The sequence below is a fragment of the Enterobacter sp. S-33 genome, assembly GCF_028735835.1.
In the GTDB taxonomy this organism is placed as follows: domain Bacteria; phylum Pseudomonadota; class Gammaproteobacteria; order Enterobacterales; family Enterobacteriaceae; genus Enterobacter; species Enterobacter vonholyi.
Map to the genome: position 1 here is coordinate 631,510 of NZ_CP117838.1, position 19,132 is coordinate 650,641.

At 55.2% G+C, this 19,132-nt stretch carries 19 protein-coding genes and 3 tRNA genes; 14 read left to right on the top strand and 8 right to left on the bottom strand.

Annotated features, from left to right (window positions below):
• The first annotated feature begins 231 nt into the window (after positions 1 to 231).
• On the top strand, positions 232 to 1,578 hold the full coding sequence (locus PUP35_RS02955; protein WP_115876505.1) for a PTS sugar transporter subunit IIC: 1,347 nt from the start codon (positions 232 to 234) through the stop codon (positions 1,576 to 1,578).
• Positions 1,579 to 1,705: 127 nt separating this feature from the next.
• On the opposite strand, the gene fhuF is transcribed toward PUP35_RS02955, so the two are convergent.
• A complete protein-coding gene (gene fhuF / locus PUP35_RS02960; RefSeq protein ID WP_271368908.1) occupies positions 1,706 to 2,494 on the bottom strand; it encodes a siderophore-iron reductase FhuF in 789 nt (262 codons plus the stop codon).
• 95 nt (positions 2,495 to 2,589) lie between these two features.
• The gene (locus tag PUP35_RS02965; protein WP_029740020.1) at positions 2,590 to 3,654 is read right to left on the bottom strand and encodes a GGDEF domain-containing protein; all 1,065 of its coding nucleotides are present in this window, start codon (positions 3,652 to 3,654) and stop codon (positions 2,590 to 2,592) included.
• Positions 3,655 to 3,869: 215 nt separating this feature from the next.
• On the opposite strand from PUP35_RS02965, the gene PUP35_RS02970 reads away from it, so the two are divergent.
• Positions 3,870 to 4,139 carry a DUF1435 domain-containing protein gene (locus tag PUP35_RS02970; RefSeq protein WP_206529377.1) on the top strand — a complete coding sequence of 90 codons (270 nt, stop codon included), beginning with the start codon at positions 3,870 to 3,872 and terminating at the stop codon, positions 4,137 to 4,139.
• 41 nt (positions 4,140 to 4,180) lie between these two features.
• Here PUP35_RS02970 and PUP35_RS02975 read toward each other — a convergent pair.
• The 4 genes from PUP35_RS02975 to rsmC all read right to left on the bottom strand — a co-directional run bounded on the left by PUP35_RS02975 (position 4,181) and on the right by rsmC (position 5,702).
• Positions 4,181 to 4,266, bottom strand: a tRNA-Leu gene (locus PUP35_RS02975).
• Positions 4,267 to 4,299: 33 nt separating this feature from the next.
• Positions 4,300 to 4,386, bottom strand: a tRNA-Leu gene (locus tag PUP35_RS02980).
• A gap of 28 nt (positions 4,387 to 4,414) precedes the next feature.
• Positions 4,415 to 4,501: transfer RNA gene (locus PUP35_RS02985), tRNA-Leu, on the bottom strand.
• A gap of 172 nt (positions 4,502 to 4,673) precedes the next feature.
• Entirely contained in the window at positions 4,674 to 5,702 is a 1,029-nt protein-coding gene (gene rsmC, locus PUP35_RS02990) for a 16S rRNA (guanine(1207)-N(2))-methyltransferase RsmC (RefSeq protein ID WP_271368906.1), read from the bottom strand.
• 102 nt (positions 5,703 to 5,804) lie between these two features.
• Here rsmC and PUP35_RS02995 point away from each other — a divergent pair, with 102 nt between their 5' ends.
• From PUP35_RS02995 to PUP35_RS03030, 8 genes are all read left to right on the top strand, one after another.
• Positions 5,805 to 6,218, top strand: a complete 414-nt coding sequence (locus tag PUP35_RS02995; protein ID WP_008502079.1) for a DNA polymerase III subunit psi — start codon at positions 5,805 to 5,807, stop codon at positions 6,216 to 6,218.
• Positions 6,187 to 6,630, top strand: coding sequence for a ribosomal protein S18-alanine N-acetyltransferase (gene rimI, locus PUP35_RS03000; RefSeq protein ID WP_111964094.1), 444 nt, complete (start codon positions 6,187 to 6,189; stop codon positions 6,628 to 6,630). Before PUP35_RS02995 ends, rimI begins: the two co-directional genes overlap by 32 nt.
• 19 nt (positions 6,631 to 6,649) lie before the next feature.
• Positions 6,650 to 7,327: a pyrimidine 5'-nucleotidase gene (gene yjjG, locus PUP35_RS03005; RefSeq protein ID WP_271368903.1), complete on the top strand. Its 678-nt coding sequence runs from the start codon at positions 6,650 to 6,652 to the stop codon at positions 7,325 to 7,327.
• A 91-nt stretch (positions 7,328 to 7,418) separates the two neighbouring features.
• Positions 7,419 to 9,008 (top strand): peptide chain release factor 3, encoded by a 1,590-nt coding sequence (gene prfC / locus PUP35_RS03010; protein ID WP_127729550.1) that lies wholly within the window; start codon positions 7,419 to 7,421, stop codon positions 9,006 to 9,008.
• A 299-nt stretch (positions 9,009 to 9,307) separates the two neighbouring features.
• The gene (gene osmY / locus PUP35_RS03015) at positions 9,308 to 9,925 is read left to right on the top strand and encodes a molecular chaperone OsmY (RefSeq protein ID WP_039260909.1); all 618 of its coding nucleotides are present in this window, start codon (positions 9,308 to 9,310) and stop codon (positions 9,923 to 9,925) included.
• Between the two features lie 127 nt (positions 9,926 to 10,052).
• On the top strand, positions 10,053 to 10,214 hold the full coding sequence (locus PUP35_RS03020; RefSeq protein WP_003856556.1) for a DUF1328 domain-containing protein: 162 nt from the start codon (positions 10,053 to 10,055) through the stop codon (positions 10,212 to 10,214).
• Positions 10,215 to 10,334: 120 nt separating this feature from the next.
• Entirely contained in the window at positions 10,335 to 11,387 is a 1,053-nt protein-coding gene (locus PUP35_RS03025; RefSeq protein WP_149367746.1) for a patatin-like phospholipase family protein, read from the top strand.
• Positions 11,384 to 12,166, top strand: a complete 783-nt coding sequence (locus PUP35_RS03030; protein WP_133293746.1) for a TatD family hydrolase — start codon at positions 11,384 to 11,386, stop codon at positions 12,164 to 12,166. Before PUP35_RS03025 ends, PUP35_RS03030 begins: the two co-directional genes overlap by 4 nt.
• Here the strand turns inward: PUP35_RS03030 and PUP35_RS03035 are convergent.
• Together PUP35_RS03035 and PUP35_RS03040 are read right to left on the bottom strand one after the other, a co-directional pair.
• Positions 12,161 to 13,021 (bottom strand): YjjW family glycine radical enzyme activase, encoded by an 861-nt coding sequence (locus PUP35_RS03035; protein ID WP_271368898.1) that lies wholly within the window; start codon positions 13,019 to 13,021, stop codon positions 12,161 to 12,163. The two genes, PUP35_RS03030 and PUP35_RS03035, sit on opposite strands and share 6 nt — an antisense overlap.
• Positions 12,996 to 14,543, bottom strand: a complete 1,548-nt coding sequence (locus tag PUP35_RS03040; RefSeq protein ID WP_274241940.1) for a YjjI family glycine radical enzyme — start codon at positions 14,541 to 14,543, stop codon at positions 12,996 to 12,998. The genes PUP35_RS03035 and PUP35_RS03040 overlap by 26 nt, the downstream gene beginning before the upstream one ends.
• 262 nt (positions 14,544 to 14,805) lie before the next feature.
• Between PUP35_RS03040 and deoC the strand changes: the two genes are divergently transcribed.
• The 4 genes from deoC to deoD all read left to right on the top strand — a co-directional run bounded on the left by deoC (position 14,806) and on the right by deoD (position 19,106).
• Positions 14,806 to 15,585 (top strand): deoxyribose-phosphate aldolase, encoded by a 780-nt coding sequence (deoC, locus tag PUP35_RS03045; RefSeq protein WP_023303054.1) that lies wholly within the window; start codon positions 14,806 to 14,808, stop codon positions 15,583 to 15,585.
• Between the two features lie 109 nt (positions 15,586 to 15,694).
• Positions 15,695 to 17,017, top strand: coding sequence for a thymidine phosphorylase (gene deoA, locus PUP35_RS03050; protein WP_127729558.1), 1,323 nt, complete (start codon positions 15,695 to 15,697; stop codon positions 17,015 to 17,017).
• Positions 17,018 to 17,070: 53 nt separating this feature from the next.
• Positions 17,071 to 18,294: a phosphopentomutase gene (gene deoB / locus PUP35_RS03055; RefSeq protein WP_127729560.1), complete on the top strand. Its 1,224-nt coding sequence runs from the start codon at positions 17,071 to 17,073 to the stop codon at positions 18,292 to 18,294.
• A gap of 89 nt (positions 18,295 to 18,383) precedes the next feature.
• A complete protein-coding gene (deoD, locus tag PUP35_RS03060; RefSeq protein WP_032643987.1) occupies positions 18,384 to 19,106 on the top strand; it encodes a purine-nucleoside phosphorylase in 723 nt (240 codons plus the stop codon).
• The last annotated feature ends 26 nt before the right edge of the window (positions 19,107 to 19,132 follow it).

Below are 19,132 nucleotides of genomic sequence, written 5' to 3' on the forward strand. Positions count from 1 at the left end.
GATCCTCTTCACAATCACGGAAACCGGTTACAGTAACCGGTTGCAGAGCGTGATGCGTCGATTAATACTGAGTACGTAACGTCCCCTGTATCTAATAATAAGAGCAAATTATGAAACCATTCCGTCTTAGCAGTACTACTGGTACACAAGCCAGCAAGGTTGTGAAGGTGATTTATGGAACAACGTGCGGCGCAAATGTGCCCGTAACAAACGTCTGACAGGAGATCTGCCATGTCTGCCAACCATGCTGCGTTTAACCTAATATTCCGTTTTGTTGAAAATTACGTCAGCCCGATTGCCGGGCGGATCTCTTCCCAGCGTCATGTGATGGCCATTCGTGATGGGTTCATCTCCGCGATGCCATTCATGATTGTGGGTTCATTTTTGTTAGTGTTCGCATACCCGCCATTTTCGCCTGATACCACCTGGAGTTTCGCCCGCGCCTGGCTGGATATGGCGAAGCAGTTTGAAGGTCAGATCCTGACGCCGTTTGATATGACGATGGGCATTATGTCCATTTATATCTGTGCGGCCATTGCCTATAACCTTGGCAAACACTATGTCAAATCGCACCAGTTAGACCCGTTTATGTGCGCCATGCTGTCGCTGATGGCATTTCTGCTGGTCGCGGCACCGAAAACCAAAGGCACGCTGCCTGTCGACAGCCTGGGTGGAACGGGGATTTTTACCGCGATTCTGGTGGCGATCTACTGCGTTGAGATGATGCGTTTCCTCAAGGCGCACAACATCGGTATTCGCCTGCCAGACCAAGTACCTCCGATGATCAAAAACTCTTTTGATCTGCTCATCCCTGTGCTGGTGGTAGTCTTGACGCTTTACCCTCTGAGCCTGGTCATTCAGTCTCAGTTCGGCATGCTGATCCCGCAGGCCATTATGTCGGTCTTTAAACCTCTTGTTTCCGCAGCGGATTCCCTGCCTGCGATCCTGCTGGCCGTGTTGATTGGTCATCTGCTGTGGTTCGCCGGGATCCACGGAGCCGCCATCGTCTCCGGGATGCTTCAGATGTTCTGGCTCACGAACCTCGGCGCGAACCAGACCGCTCTGGCCGCCAGCCAGCCTCTGCCGCATATTTTTATGGAGGCGTTCTGGACGTTCTTTATCGTGATTGGCGGGTCGGGCGCCACGATGGGGCTGGTGATTTGCTATCTGCGTAGCCGTTCAGCGCATTTACGCTCTATCGGGCGTTTGAGCGTGGTACCCAGCTTCTTTAACATCAATGAACCTGTCATTTTCGGTACGCCGATTGTGATGAACCCGGTGTTCTTTATTCCGTTCCTGCTGGCACCGATGGTAAATGCCGTGCTGGCCTGGGCGGCGATGACGTTTGACCTGATTGGACGCGTCATCTCAGTAGTCCCCTGGACAGCACCGGCGCCAATAGGTGCAGCGTGGGCTCTGGGCTGGGATTTCCGCGCGGCTATTCTGGTTGTGGTTCTTGCCTGCGTATCGGCAATCATCTACTTCCCGTTCTTCAAAGTATACGAGAAACAGCTGCTGGAGCAGGAAGCGGAAGAAGCGCAGCGTAACGCGGAAGAGGACAATCAGCAGGTGGCATAGGTAAAAACAAAACGGCAACGCATGTTGCCGTTTTTAGTGGTTATTCCCTCTCCTTGTGTGAGAGGGTTTAGGCCGGGCCCGGTTTTGTAGGCCCGGTAAGCAAAGCGCCACCGGGCAATTCACTGCTCTACTTCAGCGTACAGTCCCCACACTGCTTAACGTCCGGCAGGCGATAGCGCTGGCAGCAGGTGCGGCGAACCAGAAGCCCATCACGGAGCACGACGGTGCGGAATAGCGGGTTGTCACGGCCATCGGAAAGCTGTTTTGCAAAGAAACAGGACTGACGCAGGGCATCAACATTCTCATCACCAAGCAGAGGCTTCATTTCCGTTAAATACCAGTGGATTAAATAGCCCGTATTGCTCCAGATAAGCTTTGCGTTAATCTCTCCCGTCGCTTCAAGCACTTCCACCACCGGGATCAGGGCCTGGATGATAAGCTGCTCCATACGTTCCTGAGCCGTCAGGCGTTCAGCGTTCTGGTCTTCGTGGAGATCAATCCAGAAACAGGCCGCACGCCCGGTTTCGTGGAACTCGACGTGGAAATTATCCGGCGAGAGTTCCAGCATGCTCTTCTGGGTTAACAGCGCCAGCATGAGGGGGGGCACCATCAGCCCGATATACCACTGCGCCCATAGAGAGAGCAGGGGTTTATTTTCCCGCGTAAGGGTGGGCTGATTGCGATAGATATGGTCGGAATAGGTAGCCAGCAGAGACTGCAGTTTTGTCGGGTGACGCCACTCTGAGAGCGTCATGGCGTGATTCGGGTGCGCTTCATCAAGCCGGATGAAGTCCAGCAGGTGGGCGCGCGTCTCCGCAATCTTATCCCGTATGGCATCCGCAAGCGAAACATTCCCGCTGGTGAGGGGCGCTCGCCAGAGGAGTGGTTCGACGATGTGTGCGGTATGCGTAGCCATAGTATAGATAGAAATCTAAATGATAATGATTGCCAATCCTAACTATTGCTTATACCAATGGCAAGACTTTTGTCCGGGTGACATCGTCGTGATGTTTAAGCCGTCTGCAGCTCTTCACTCAGCAGAATGTTATTGCGCCCCATATGCTTGGCTTCATAGAGGGCTTTGTCCGCTTTTTCCAGCGCGCCTTCTACGTCTTCATCCTCGAAAATGGCAATACCAATGCTGATGGTGACGTTTGTCGCGACGCTCTCGTTAAACAGATGCGGGATTTTCAAATCGTAGACTTTCTGACGGATCCGCTCGGCCGTCTGGCGAGCATGTTCGAGAGAAATATTCGTCAACAGCACCATAAACTCTTCCCCGCCAAAACGCGCCACAATATCGCGGGAACGCACGGCGTCGCGGATTGCCGCAGAGACACGTTTCAGCGCCTGGTCGCCCATCATGTGGCCATAATGGTCGTTATAGGCTTTGAAGTGATCGATATCCATCAGCAGGACAAAATGTTCGCCATTTTCAACCGTCGGCAGATTCTCCAGACGGCTTTGCAGACCGCGACGATTATAAAGCCCGGTAAGCGGGTCCATCATGCTGAGATCGGTAAGGGTTTCTCGCTCTTCCAGAAGACGTGAGAGCAGCTCCTGAGCAAAACGGTCGTTACGTGTTTGCAAAATGTTATGAATAGCAATTGCCACCACAGGAAGTGCGAAAGAATAGGTCATTCTCAGCCATATATCGTGATCGCTTAACCACAGGCAGACAATAAACGTAGGCAGTGAGTGCAGCGTAAAGGCTTTGATATTACTGGCGAATGCCAGCGTTCCGATAAAAAGCACCGTTAATAGGGCGATTAACAAATACGTCGCGTGATCGTGGGTAATTAAGGCGAATTTAGACACAATTTGCCAGGCCCACAAAATACCGAATATCCCTGAAACAACAGGAATATTTATCTTCCGCGCGCGCTTTCTCCAGTGCCAGACGAACAGGCCGGTGCTGATGGAGAAAATAGCAATAAGTGGGGCTGATAACAGGCGTACAGAATTGAGCGGATTTGTTACCGAGAACACTGCCGAGGTTGCGTTCAGAAATAAAAATAAACGTAACGACAATTGATATTTTCTGTGAACCAAAGACCGCCAGGATTGTGATGTCATAGTCGTGCGTTTTTATTAAAATTTAATTAAAACAAATAAGTAGGTGCTGTATCGCAATAAAATATGAAAAAAACTCAAAGAGTAATTATCAGAAAATCTTTAGATGTTGTTAACAGGTGTGCAATTTATCACCTTAGGCAATTCCTGTCATTACGGGAAAGGTAAAGGACGATGGATTTTGATTCATTCAGCTGACAAATGATAATCCGTGTCATATGATATTGGTTATCATTATCGCTTTGAGAGGGCAGAGCATGTTGAACAGGGCGCTTGGCAGTGGTTGGGGGGTATTGCTACCGGGAGCCATTCTCGGCGGGTTGACGTTTGCCGATCTCTCCCTTGATACATGGAAAGCGATCATTGTGTCAGGACTGTTAGTCACGTCAGGCATGATCTGGCATAAGCAACTGCGCCACTTTGTTTTACTACCATCATGTGTAGCACTGGTCAGTGGAATTCTGGTGATACTGATGAGCTTGAAATAACAGGGAAAAGAAGAGGAACTACAGAAGGGATGTAAGATAATTGGTGCGAGGGGGGGGACTCGAACCCCCACATCCTAAGGACACTAACACCTGAAGCTAGCGCGTCTACCAATTCCGCCACCTTCGCACAGTCATCTTACTATTGTTGATATCGCCTCGTTGGTGCGAGGGGGGGGACTCGAACCCCCACATCCGTAAGGACACTAACACCTGAAGCTAGCGCGTCTACCAATTCCGCCACCTTCGCCCAGTGCGAGCAATATCATTGTGATTTATGGTGCGAGGGGGGGGACTCGAACCCCCACATCCGTAAGGACACTAACACCTGAAGCTAGCGCGTCTACCAATTCCGCCACCTTCGCATACCATCGATACTGTAAAAGTATCGTAACCACGGAGGCGCATTCTAGATGTTTTCAGCTTTACGTCAACAGAAAAGTGCGCGCGACGCCTTGATTGCTGCAAAAATGGCCGATGCAGGCGCCATGCGGAGCCGGATGGTGCTTGCACTTATCCGGCCTGCATGAGTGGAGATTACTTTTTGGCCTGACGCGTCATCACGGTACGGTAGACCTTAAAGCGGCCGGTCTGGGCGATCACTTCGTGGAAACCGAAGGTTTCGTCAAGCACTTTCGGGTACGCCAGGAAGGCGTTCGCGACAATACGCAGCTCACCGCCGCTGTTGAGGTGACGGACCGCGCCACGGATCAGCGTTTGCGCGGCTTCCAGGCTGGTCTCCATACCGTCGTGGAACGGCGGGTTAGAGATGATCATGTCGAAGCGACCGGTGACGTCGGAGAAGACGTTGCTGGCAATCACCTCGCCTTCAATACCGTTTGCGGCAAGCGTTGCGCGGCTGGCTTCTACCGCCGGAGCGCTCACGTCACACAGGGTTAAGCGCACTTTTGGTGAATGGCTGGCGAGCACGGTAGAGAGCACGCCCGCACCGCATCCTACGTCCAGCACTTTGCCTTTGGTGTGCGGCGTCAGGGTGGAGAGCAACAGCTTGCTACCCGTATCCAGCGCGTCGCGGCTGAACACGCCCGGCAGGGTTTTGATGGTCAGGCCGTCAAGCTGGTACTCGTCCCAGTAAGCCTGCGCATCAAACGTTGTCTGTTTTTCCAGACGGCCATGGTAGAGACCACAGCGGCGAGCGCTGTCGACTTTATTCAACGGCGCGTAGCCTTCCAGCATCTGTTCAGCGCTACGCACGCCGCTGCGGTTTTCACCGACCACGAAAATATCGCAGCCGACCGGCAGCAGGGAGAGCAGGTTCATCAGCTGGAACTGGGCCTCAGGTTTATTCTTCGGCCAGTAGTAGATCAGCGTATCGCATTCGGCAATATCGCTCTGCTCTGCCACCAGGCTAAAGCGCGCGCGCTCGCCCATCTGGCGGCTCAGCACCTGCCAGTGGTGGTAGTATTGGGTATGGGCACGGCTTTCAGCACAGTCGAAACGCGCAGGCAGGTCATCCTGCATATCTCCGGCAAACAGAATACGGCTTTCTTCGAAATCATCACTGTGACGCAGCAAGACTTCACTTGCCGGGGTAAATGCAGACATGAATTGTTCCTCAATAAACTCAGGCGGGGATTATAGTAGGTAGATGGCGCACTTTCGACACATTTGCTATATTTGCGCGCCTGAGAGACAGGAGTTTTCCCTATGACATCCCGACGAGACTGGCAGTTGCAGCAGCTGGGCATTACCCAGTGGGCTTTGCGTCGCCCGACGGCGTTGCAGGGCGAAATCGCCATCTCCATCCCGGCGCACGTTCGTCTGGTGATGGTGGCAGAAGAACTGCCTGCCCTGAATGACCCCCTGATCGGTGATGTCCTTCGCAGCCTGAAGCTGACGGCCGACCAGGTTTTACCGCTGACGCCAGAGCGTGTCGCGATGCTGCCTCCTGATAGCCGCTGTAACAGCTGGCGTATCGGAGAGGCAAATGAGATCTCTCTTCAGGGGAGCCAGATCTGCTCGCCAGCGCTGGACGAACTGAAAGCCAACCCAAAAGCGCGCAGCGCGCTATGGCAACAAATCTGCGAATATGAACACGATTTCTTCCCTCACGACGCCTGACCTGTCCACCGCGTTCGCGATTGAAACACGCGCCCACGCGTTTCCGTGGAGCGAAAAAACTTTCGCCAGCAATCAGGGCGAACGGTATCTGAACTACCGCCTGGACGTTGACGGCACCATGGCCGCTTTCGCGATCACGCAGGTTGTTCTTGATGAAGCGACGCTGTTTAATATCGCGGTTGATCCCGCGTTTCAGCGCCGTGGGCTGGGAAGAGAACTGCTTGAGCACCTCATCCGTGAGCTCGAAACCCGTGACGTTTTCACCCTGTGGCTGGAGGTGCGCGCGTCGAATGTCGCCGCCATCGCGCTCTATCAAAGCTTAGGCTTTAACGAGGCGACAATCCGCCGTAACTACTACCCCACCGCAGAGGGACGTGAAGACGCCATTATCATGGCTCTGCCGATTGGATAACGAATATAAGGTTGTAACGATGAAATGGGACTGGATTTTCTTTGATGCCGACGAAACGCTGTTTACGTTTGATTCGTTCGGCGGCCTGCAGCGGATGTTTCTCGACTATAGCGTGACCTTCACCGCTGAAGATTTTCAGGACTATCAGGCGGTAAATAAGCCGCTGTGGGTGGATTACCAGAACGGTGCCATCACCGCGTTACAGCTTCAGCACCAGCGCTTTGACGTCTGGGCGGAACGCTTAAAGGTCAGTCCGGGGACGCTGAACGATGCGTTCCTGAACGCGATGGCCGATATCTGTGCGCCGCTGCCGGGCGCGGTTTCCCTGCTGAATGCGTTGAAAGGCAAGGTGAAACTGGGGATCATCACCAACGGTTTTACCGCCCTGCAGCAGATCCGCCTTGAGCGCACCGGCCTGCGCGATCATTTCGACGCGCTGGTGATCTCGGAAGAGGTTGGCGTGCCGAAGCCGGATCCGCGTATTTTCGATTATGCGCTGGCGCAGGCCGGAAATCCCGACCGCGATCGCGTCCTTATGGTGGGTGATACGGCAGAGTCAGATATCCTGGGCGGCATCAAGTCAGGTCTGTCGACCGTGTGGCTCAACGCGCATGGCCGCGTGAAGCCTGAAGGCATCGAGCCGACCTGGACCGTGACGTCGTTGAACGAACTGGAGCAACTCCTGTGTAAACAATGATTGCCTGCCCCCCGTTGATGGGTAAAATAGCCGCAATTTTGTATTCCATGATGCGTGGCGTGCTGCCGCGCTTATAAAAGAAGATTTAATTATGACGTTGTCTCCTTATCTGCAAGAGGTGGCCAAGCGCCGCACTTTTGCCATTATCTCTCACCCGGATGCCGGTAAAACGACCATCACCGAGAAGGTGTTGCTGTTCGGACAGGCGATCCAGACTGCGGGTACCGTGAAAGGCCGTGGCTCCAGCCAGCATGCAAAATCCGACTGGATGGAGATGGAAAAGCAGCGTGGTATTTCGATTACCACCTCCGTGATGCAGTTCCCGTATCACGACTGCCTGGTGAACCTGCTGGACACCCCGGGCCACGAAGACTTCTCCGAAGATACCTACCGTACCCTGACGGCAGTGGACTGCTGTCTGATGGTGATCGACGCCGCGAAAGGTGTAGAAGACAGGACCCGTAAGCTGATGGAAGTCACCCGTCTGCGCGATACGCCGATCCTCACCTTTATGAACAAGCTCGACCGTGACATCCGCGATCCGATGGAGCTGATGGATGAAGTAGAAAACGAGCTGAAGATCGCCTGTGCGCCAATCACCTGGCCAATTGGCTGCGGTAAGCTGTTCAAAGGGGTGTATCACCTCTATAAAGACGAAACTTACCTGTATCAGACCGGTAAAGGCCACACCATTCAGGAAGTGCGCATTGTTAAAGGTCTGGACAACCCGGATCTGGACGCGGCGGTTGGCGAAGAGCTGGCCGCGCAGCTGCGCGAGGAGCTGGAGCTGGTCAAGGGCGCGTCTCACGAATTCGACAAAGAGCTGTTCCTGAGCGGCGAAATTACCCCGGTCTTCTTCGGTACCGCACTGGGTAACTTCGGCGTTGACCACATGCTCGACGGCCTGGTGGAGTGGGCGCCGCAGCCGATGCCGCGCAAAACCGACACCCGTGAAGTGGAAGCAAAAGAAGAGAAGTTCACCGGCTTCGTATTTAAGATTCAGGCCAACATGGACCCGAAACACCGTGACCGCGTGGCCTTTATGCGCGTGGTGTCCGGTAAGTATGAAAAGGGCATGAAGCTGCGCCAGGTGCGTATCGGGAAAGACGTTGTCATCTCCGACGCGCTGACCTTTATGGCGGGTGACCGTTCGCACGTTGAAGAGGCCTATCCGGGCGACATCATCGGGCTGCACAACCACGGCACCATCCAGATCGGTGATACCTTCACCCAGGGCGAAATGATGAAGTTCACCGGTATTCCGAACTTCGCGCCGGAGCTGTTCCGTCGCATTCGTCTGCGCGATCCGCTGAAGCAGAAACAGCTGTTGAAAGGCCTGGTCCAGCTTTCCGAAGAGGGCGCCGTGCAGGTCTTCCGCCCAATCGCGAACAACGATCTGATCGTTGGCGCGGTCGGCGTGCTGCAGTTTGACGTGGTCGTTGCGCGTCTGAAGAGCGAGTACAACGTGGAGGCGATTTACGAATCGGTGAACGTCGCGACTGCGCGCTGGGTTGAGTGTTCTGACGTGAAGAAATTCGAAGAATTTAAGCGTAAGAATGAAGTTCAGCTGGCGCTGGATGGTGGCGATAACCTGACCTATATCGCGCCAACGATGGTGAACCTGAACCTGACGCAGGAACGTTACCCTGACGTTCAGTTCCGTAAAACCCGCGAGCACTAATCCCCTCTCTGAGCACGGCTCCCGCCGTGCTCTTCTTTAATTCCTGTCTTATTAATCCCTTGCGGAATGTTCTTAATTCAACGCAATTTCACGCTATTCGCGCGTTTTTTGCCCAATTCTGAAAGCGGCTCTGTGAGAGTGATCTATATTTAACTCAGTGTTTAACACCGGGCGTGGATAAATTAACTGTTCAATGCATGACTTTAGGTTATCCATTTTGCCCGCGTGTTTATTCGCAATATATAAAACTACTAAGGAAGTATGCAGCCCGAATAACGGGTCAACACAGGAATAGATCGATGAATATGACAAGACTGAAGATTTCTAAAACTCTGCTGGCTGTAACTCTGGGTAGCGTTCTGGTGAGCGGCTCCGCCCTGGCGGAAAGCAGCACCATGGATAAAGCACAATCCACGGCCGATAACGCAGGGCAAAAAATCGATAGCTCTATGAATAAAGTCGGCAACTTCATGGATGACAGCTCAATCACAGCAAAAGTGAAAGCCGCACTGGTGGATGATGAAGCCATTAAGAGCACCGACATTTCCGTTAAGACCGACAAGAAAGTGGTCACGCTGAGCGGCTTTGTCGAAAGCCAGGCTCAGGCTGAACAGGCGGTGAAAGTGGCGAAAGGCGTCGAAGGTGTCGCATCCGTCAGCGATAAGCTGCACGTACGTGACGGCAAAAACGCGTCGGTGAAAGGTTATGCCGGTGATGCAGCCACCACCAGCGAAATCAAAGCTAAACTTTTAGCGGATGACATCGTGCCGTCCCGTAAGGTGAAAGTAGAAACCACCGATGGCGTGGTTCAGCTTTCCGGTACGGTAGATTCGCAGGCGCAAAGTGAACGTGCCGAGTCCATCGCGAAAGCGATTGACGGTGTGAAAAGCGTTAAAAACGATCTGAAAACGAAGTAAATCTTGACCATTCGCCCGTCTGGCTAACACCAGCGGGCGAAATAAGAACGACTCTGGAAAAACGCCGGTGAGTGACCTGAGCGCTCACGTTTAGCGGCCGACATTAACTATGGTAAAGGAGAAGCTTATGTTTCGTTGGGGCATTATATTTCTGGTTATCGCGTTAATTGCCGCCGCATTGGGCTTTGGTGGACTGGCAGGTACAGCGGCATGGGCAGCTAAAATTGTCTTCGTTGTGGGTATTATTCTGTTCCTGGTCAGCCTGTTTACGGGACGTCGACGTCCGTAGCAAACGCAATATTCCTTCAACAAAATAAAGCCAGTCACTGTGACTGGCTTTTTCTTATTTGCGGAACAGGTCGGGTGCGTTACTGTGGTGTTATAAAATAATCAAAACAGGAAAGCAGAGGTGGGGCAACGAATTCCCGTTACGCTCGGCAATATTGCGCCGCTGACGTTAAAACCGTTCCGCGCAGGTCAACTCGCGCTGGTATGCGAGGGTGGCGGACAGCGCGGCATTTTCACCGCCGGTGTGCTGGATGAGTTTATGCGCGCGCAGTTCAACCCTTTTGACCTCTATTTCGGCACGTCTGCCGGGGCGCAGAACCTCTCTGCCTATGTCTGCAACCAGCCCGGCTACGCGCGAAAGGTCATCATGCGCTATACCACGGCGAAAGAATTTTTTAATCCGGTGCGCTTTGTGCGCGGCGGCAACCTGATCGATCTCGACTGGCTGCTGGAGTCGACCTCCAGCCAGATGCCGCTGGCCATGGACACCGCCGCGCGTCTGTTTGATAGCGGCAAAGAGTTCTGGATGTGCGCCAGCCGGGGCGATGACTATTCGCCGGGCTATTTTTCGCCTCAGAAAGAGAACTGGCTGGACATCATCCGCGCCTCCAGCGCGATCCCCGGTTTTTATCGTACCGGCGCCCTGCTGGACGGCATTAGCTATCTGGACGGCGGGATCAGTGACGCGGTGCCGGTGCAGGAAGCCGCCCGTCGCGGGGCGAAAACCATCGTGGTGATCCGTACCGTGCCGTCGCAAATGTATTACACCCCACAGTGGTTTAAGCGGATGGAGCGCTGGCTTGGCGACAGCAGCCTTCAGCCGCTGGTGAACATCGCGAAGCAGCATGAAACAACCTACGGCGCGATGCAGCGATTCATTGAAAAGCCGCCGGGTAAGCTGCGTATTTTTGAAATTTATCCGCCTAAGCCGCTGCTGAGCATGGCGCTGGGAAGCCGCGTCCCTGCGCTGCGCATGGATTACAAAACGGGGCGGCTGTGCGGACGCTACTTCCTGGCGACGGTGGGTAAAATGCTGGCAGAGCAACCGCCGCTTCATCGCCATAAACGCATTATTACGCCGCCTGCGGTTGTCGCTAACGATGCCCTGACGATGCCGCTTGTGGATATTCCGCAGGCGAATGACGCTTTACTGGATAACGAGGATCTGGCGTGACGCACCGCTTTATTGATACCCACTGCCACTTCGATTTCCCGCCGTTTACGGGAGATGAAGAACACAGTATTGCGAAAGCGGCCGAGGCAGGCGTTCAGGCCATCATTGTTCCTTCAGTGGAAGCGGCCTATTTTTCCCGCGTGCTGGATCTTTCCATGCGGCACTCCGCACTCTATGCCGCGCTCGGCCTGCATCCGATTGTGATTGAGCGGCATCGGGATGAGCACATTGAGAGGCTTGATGAGATCGTGCAGACCGCAGGCGACAAGCTTGTCGCCATCGGTGAGATCGGCCTCGATCTTTATCGCGAGGATCCGCAGTTTGAGCGCCAGCAGACGATCCTCGACGCGCAGCTCAGGCTGGCGAAGCGCCACGATCTGCCGGTGATCCTCCACTCAAGACGCACGCACGATAAGCTGGCGATGCACCTGAAACGCATCGATCTGCCGCGCAGGGGCGTCGTGCACGGTTTCTCCGGCAGCCTGCAGCAGGCGCAGCGTTTCATTGAACTGGGCTATAAAATTGGTGTGGGTGGCACCATCACCTATCCGCGCGCCAGTAAAACCCGTGACGTGATGGCACAGCTGCCGCTGTCGGCGCTTCTGCTGGAAACTGACGCGCCGGATATGCCGCTGAACGGTTTTCAGGGACAGCCGAATCGCCCGGAACAGGCGGCGCGTGTGTTCACCACCCTGTGTGAACTGCGACAGGAGCCGGAAGAGGTGATTGCCGATGCGCTGCTGGAAAATACGCGTTCGGTATTTGGCATCACGCTATAGATAAAGCGCCGGGCGGATCACCGTTATTTTCTGTTTTTCCAGCGCCCGCGCCAGCGGTTCAACGTCTTCCGGCGTGGCGCTGCGCCATAACGCTGCCTCACCGTATACGCCGTGCGCATGAAACGCGTTAAGGCGTACCGCCACGTTTCCCAGCCCGTGGATAAACGCCGTCAGCGGCTTCAGATGTTCCAGGTAATCACACTGCCCCGGAATGACCAGCAGGCGGAGCTCCGTCAAACGGTGACGATCTGCCAGCCAGCGGATGCTCTGCTTGATCTGCGGGTTTTCGCGCCCGGTCAGGAAGCGGTGGTGTTCGTTCCCCCATGCTTTCAGGTCCAGCATCGCGCCATCCAGTACCGGCAGCAGCTTTTGCCAGCCTGTTTCGCTTAACAAGCCGTTGCTGTCGACCAGGCAGGTCAGATGATGCAGGGCGGGATCGGCTTTGATCGCAGAGAATAGCGTCACTAAAAATGGCAATTGCGTTGTGGCTTCCCCGCCGCTTACGGTGATCCCTTCGATAAACGGTGCGGATTTGCGGATCTGCGCGAGGATCTCCTCCACGCTCAGGCGGTGCGCCATGGGCGTGGCCTGCTGCTGGCACAGGTGCAGGCAGGTGTCGCACTGCTGGCAGTCGCTCTCCTGCCACCAGACGCGTCCCGCCTGCATAATTAGCGCGTCGTGCGGGCAGTGGGGCACGCAGTCCCCGCAGTCATTGCAGCGGCCGATCGTCCACGGGTTGTGGCAGGTTTTACAGCGCAGGTTGCAGCCCTGCAGGAACAGGGCCAGGCGGCTGCCCGGCCCGTCCACGCAGGAAAAAGGGATGACCTGACTAACTAAAGCGCATCTGCTGTTCATGGCTTATCACGCGCGGCTGACGTTCCAGAATGCGGGTATTGCGTGCGGCTTCTTCACCCAGCCACGTGGTGTTCGTTCTCGACCCTGCTTCGCGGTATTTATCCAGATCCGATAGCCGCACCATATACCCGGTTACGCGCACCAGATCGTTACCCGCTACGTTGGCGGTAAATTCACGCATACCCGCCCTGAACGCGCCCAGGCACAGCTGAACCACCGCCTGCGGGTTGCGTTTTACCGTTTCATCCAGCGTCAGAATATCGCTTATCCCGGAAGAGTAGTGCTTGTGATGGGGAGCCACCGCCAGCAGGTGGCTGATGGGATCCGGCTCGTCGCCGTAGGGCAGGCGCGCGCCTGGCGTGGTACCCGAATCGGAGCTGATCCCCGACTGGGCATGAAGCATCGCGCGCTGCTTCCAGGCGTGCTTCACCGGCGTGTTTTCGACAAACGCCGCAAGCTGTTCGCTGATGCGATAGCCCAGCGCGTTGGCCTGCTCATCTTTTCCGTAGCGTCCCGCTATTCCTGCTTTCTCACAAAGCGAGTTTACCGCTTCCGCCAGGCCGTACATGCCAAACATCGGCACAAACCGATCGGCATCAATCAGCCCCTCTTTCACCAGGAAGCTATTCTCAAAGAAGCCAGATTGCTCGTACAGGAAACCGCAGCGTGCATCGATGATGGCCATTTGCTGCTGGCAGTAGTGCGGGAGCGTGCGGGTGAAGAAGTCTTCAATGGATGTGCTGCGTTCAGCAATGGCTTTGAGGTTAAGGCGCACCAGGGTGCTGCCACCGCCTGCAAGCGGCAGGGAGTTGTAACAGCTCACCACGCCGTAACGGCCTTTTGTGAAAATTTTATCATTCACCGGGCCATAAGAAATATGCGGTTTGCTGCATTCACATATGTTTTTTGCTACCTCAAGCAGCAAGTCGTCCGCGGTGATATCGGGATCGTAGATAAAGGTCAGGTTTGGCGCGACCTGCTTCAGCTCTGCATCGGTCCGCAAAATGGCACGGGTGATGGGGCCGTCAGCAGGCCCGATGTTTGCGTGCATAAACGCATCCGGCAGCGTACGGTCGAGATAGCGCCAGAAACGTTTTATTCGGCTATCGATCTCTTCTTGTGTTAGAATTCTAACATAAGGTTGCAGCAACGCATCAAGCTGACCGAGATAGACCGGCATCGATGTGACGGACGGAACATGATGGTAGAGGATGGTTAACAGCGAGAGGGCATCGTCGAGATCTTTTGCCCCTTCCAGCTCCAGCCATTCTGAACCATTAGCCAGAAATTTTGCGTAATCCGGCAGAACGTAACGGGGTTTGTAAGGCGCATGGCCTTCGAACATGTCGCAGATAAACCCCTCGTCCAGCGCGGCGCGCGCAGCTTCAGGAAGTGCCGGATACGCCAGGTTGTTTTCCGCTTCCAGCGCCAGAAAATGACGTTTTTGTTCCGGGGTTAACACCGGGCTTGTCACAATCTGCTGGCAACGTTGCTGCAGGGCGTCGGGGCTGGAGTGGGGCATATTCGCTTCCTTGAATGTTCTGCGGATGATGAACGGATTGTAGAAAGCCTGCCTGTTGGCGCTTTTGATCCCACAGGGGGTATTGCTGCTTTAGTCGGCAATTTGCGCACTAAAGTTTGAAGAAGATCTCATTACAGCAATGCAAATTTGTACGAAGTTTTCATTAACTGTGATGAATGTCGAAGTGTGGATGCGGGTGAATGTTAGAATACTCACAGACCCGCAAGGTAAAATTTATACGGCACTGCCGTTGGAGATTGTTATGACCGATTTAACTGCAAGCAGCCTGCGCGCGTTGAAACTGATGGACCTGACCACCCTGAACGATGACGACACCAATGAGAAAGTCATCGCCCTGTGCCATCAGGCGAAAACGCCGGTGGGTAATACCGCAGCCGTTTGTATCTACCCGCGCTTTATCCCGATTGCCCGGAAGACGCTGAAAGAGCAGGGCACCCCGGACGTGCGCATTGCAACCGTGACTAACTTCCCGCACGGCAACGACGATATCGACATTGCGCTGGCAGAAACCCGCGCGGCGATTGCCTACGGCGCAGACGAAGTTGACGTGGTGTTCCCGTACCGCGCGCTGATCGCTGGCAACGAGCAGGTCGGTTTTGATCTGGTGAAAGCCTGTAAAGACGCGTGTGCGGCGGCAAACGTGCTGCTGAAAGTGATCATCGAAACCGGCGAGCTTAAAGAAGAGGCGCTGATTCGTAAGGCGTCTGAAATCTCCATCAAAGCCGGTGCGGATTTCATTAAAACCTCTACCGGTAAAGTGCCGGTGAATGCGACCCCGGAAAGCGCGCGCATCATGATGGAAGTGATCCGCGACATGGGCGTGTCCAAAACCGTTGGTTTCAAACCTGCGGGCGGCGTGCGTACCGCCGAAGACGCGCAGCAGTTCCTGGCGATTGCCGACGAGCTGTTTGGCGCCGACTGGGCCGATTCCCGTCACTACCGCTTCGGCGCCTCCAGCCTGCTGGCCAGCCTGCTGAAAGCGCTGGGTCACGGCGACGGTAAGAGCGCAAGCAGCTACTGATTGCCATACAACGCCGGATGACGCTTCGCTTATCCGACCTACAGGATCGTAGGGCGGGTAAGCGTAACGCCACCCGCCACAACTCCCCCGATTCCGCATGGAGGTTACCGTGTTTCTCGCACAAGAAATTATTCGTAAAAAACGTGATGGTCATGCATTAAGCGACGAAGAGATCCGCTTCTTCATCAACGGCATTCGTGATAACACCGTCTCAGAAGGGCAGATTGCTGCTCTGGCGATGACCATTTTCTTCCACGATATGTCGATGCCTGAGCGCGTGTCGCTGACCATGGCGATGCGAGATTCAGGAACCGTTCTGGACTGGAAAAGCCTCAATCTTAACGGCCCGATTGTGGATAAACACTCCACCGGCGGCGTGGGCGACGTGACCTCCCTGATGCTTGGCCCAATGGTGGCAGCCTGTGGTGGTTACATCCCGATGATCTCCGGACGCGGCCTGGGCCACACCGGCGGTACGCTCGACAAACTGGAAGCCATTCCGGGCTTCGATATCTTCCCGGATGACAACCGCTTCCGCGACATAATTAAAGACGTTGGTGTGGCGATTATCGGCCAGACCAGCTCTCTTGCTCCGGCAGACAAGCGTTTCTACGCGACCCGCGACATCACCGCGACCGTTGACTCCATCCCGCTGATCACCGCCTCTATCCTGGCGAAGAAGCTGGCGGAAGGGCTGGATGCGCTGGTGATGGACGTGAAGGTGGGCAGCGGCGCCTTTATGCCAACCTATGAACTCTCTGCGCAGCTTGCCGAAGCGATCGTTGGCGTCTCCAACGGCGCGGGCGTGCGCACCACCGCACTGCTCACCGACATGAACCAGGTGCTGGCCTCCAGCGCCGGTAACGCCGTCGAAGTGCGTGAAGCCGTCCAGTTCCTCACCGGGGAATACCGTAACCCGCGCCTGTTTGACGTGACCATGGCGCTGTGCGTTGAGATGTTAATCTCCGGCAAGCTGGCCAAAGACGATGCGGAAGCGCGCGCGAAACTGCAGGCGGTGCTGGATAACGGCAAAGCGGCGGACATTTTCGGCCGCATGGTAGCAGCCCAGAAAGGCCCGACCGATTTCGTCGAAAACTATGCGAAGTACCTGCCGACCGCGACGCTCAGCAAAGCGGTGTATGCCGATAGCGAAGGGTTTGTCTCTGCGATGGACACCCGTGCGCTGGGTATGGCGGTGGTCTCGATGGGCGGCGGTCGCCGTCAGGCATCGGACACCATTGATTACAGCGTCGGCTTTACCGATATGGCCCGTCTGGGCGACAGCGTTGACGGTCAACGTCCGCTGGCGGTGATCCACGCCAAAGATGAAGCCAGCTGGCAGGAAGCGGCTAAAGCGGTGAAAGCGGCTATTACGCTTGACGATAAAGCACCGGAAACCACACCGACTGTCTATCGCCGTATCACCGAATAGCGGTATACTGATCTGATCGATAATTTTTGAAGCACTACGTACGGAGAACAATTATGAAACGTGCATTTATTATGGTGCTGGACTCATTCGGCATCGGCGCAACCGAAGATGCAGAACGTTTTGGTGACGTGGGTTCCGATACCATGGGTCACATCGCGGAAGCCTGTGCGAAAGGCGAAGCGGACAACGGTCGTAAAGGCCCTCTGACTCTACCTAACCTGACCCGCCTCGGGCTGGTGAAAGCGCATGAAGGCTCTACCGGTAAAATCGCAGCCGGTATGGACGGCAACGCGGAAGTCGTGGGCGCCTACGCCTGGGCTCACGAGCTCTCCTCCGGTAAAGACACCCCGTCTGGCCACTGGGAAATCGCCGGTGTGCCGGTGCTGTTCGACTGGGGCTATTTCTCCGATCACGAGAACAGCTTCCCGCAGGAGCTGCTCGATAAGCTGGTGAAGCGTGCCAACCTGCCGGGTTACCTGGGTAACTGCCACTCTTCCGGTACCGTGATTCTGGATCAGCTCGGCGAAGAGCACATGAAAACCGGCAAGCCGATTTTCTACACTTCTGCTGACTCCGTGTTCCAGATTGCGTGCCATGAAGAAACGTATGGCCTGGATAAACTCTACGAGCTGTGCGAAATCGCCCGTGAAGAGCTGACCGAAGGCGGCTACAACATTGGGCGCGTGATCGCGCGTCCGTTTATCGGCGACAAAGCGGGTAACTTCCAGCGTACCGGTAACCGTCACGATCTGGCCGTTGAGCCGCCGGCGCCAACCGTGCTGCAGAAGCTGGTTGAAGAGAAGGACGGTCACGTGGTGTCCGTGGGTAAAATCGCGGATATCTACGCTAACTGCGGCATCACCAAAAAGGTCAAAGCGACCGGTCTGGATGCGCTGTTCGATGCCACCATCAAAGAGATGAAAGAAGCGGGCGACAAGACCATTGTCTTCACCAACTTCGTGGACTTCGACTCCTCCTGGGGCCACCGTCGCGACGTCGCAGGCTATGCGGCCGGTCTGGAACTGTTCGACCGCCGTCTGCCGGAGCTGATGGAACTGGTGGGTGAAGATGACATTCTGATCCTGACCGCGGACCACGGCTGTGACCCAACCTGGACCGGTACCGACCACACCCGTGAGCACATTCCGGTGCTGGTGTACGGCCCGAAAGTGAAGCCGGGCTCGCTGGGGCACCGTGAAACCTTCGCGGACATCGGCCAGACTATCGCCAAATACTTTGGTACGTCTGACATGGAATATGGCAAGGCCATGTTCTGAATCATGTTGGGTGAGGTCTGATGCCCTCACCCCGACCCTCTCCCGCAGGGAGAGGGTGAAAAGAATAAACAATGTTAAAGGAACTGAAGATGGCAACTCCTCACATTAACGCAGAAATGGGTGATTTCGCTGACGTCGTATTGATGCCGGGCGACCCGCTGCGCGCGAAGCACATTGCAGAAACCTTCCTGGAAGACGTGCGTGAAGTGAACAACGTTCGCGGCATGCTGGGCTTCACCGGTACCTATAAAGGCCGCAAAATTTCCGTTATGGGCCACGGTATGGGTATCCCATCCTGCTCTATCTACACTAAAGAGCTGATCACCGATTTCGGCGTGAAGAAAATCATCCGCGTTGGCTCCTGCGGCGCGGTGCGCATGGACGTTAAGCTGCGCGACATCGTTATCGGTATGGGTGCCTGCACCGATTCCAAAGTTAACCGTATGCGTTTCAAAGACCATGACTTCGCAGCGATTGCTGACTTCGGCATGGTGCGCGACGCGGTTGACGCAGCAAAAGCGCTGGGCGTTGAAGCGCGCGTGGGTAACATCTTCTCTGCTGACCTGTTCTATGCCCCGGACGGCGGCGAGATGTTCGACGTGATGGAAAAATACGGCATCCTGGGCGTGGAAATGGAAGCGGCGGGTATCTACGGCGTCGCGGCTGAGTTTGGTGCGAAAGCGCTGACCATCTGTACCGTGTCTGACCACATCCGTACCCACGAGCAGACCACCGCTGCCGAGCGTCAGACTACCTTCAACGACATGATCAAAATCGCGCTGGAATCCGTTCTGCTGGGCGATAAAGCGTAATTCTGTCTCTTCCCTCCCTCTCCCTG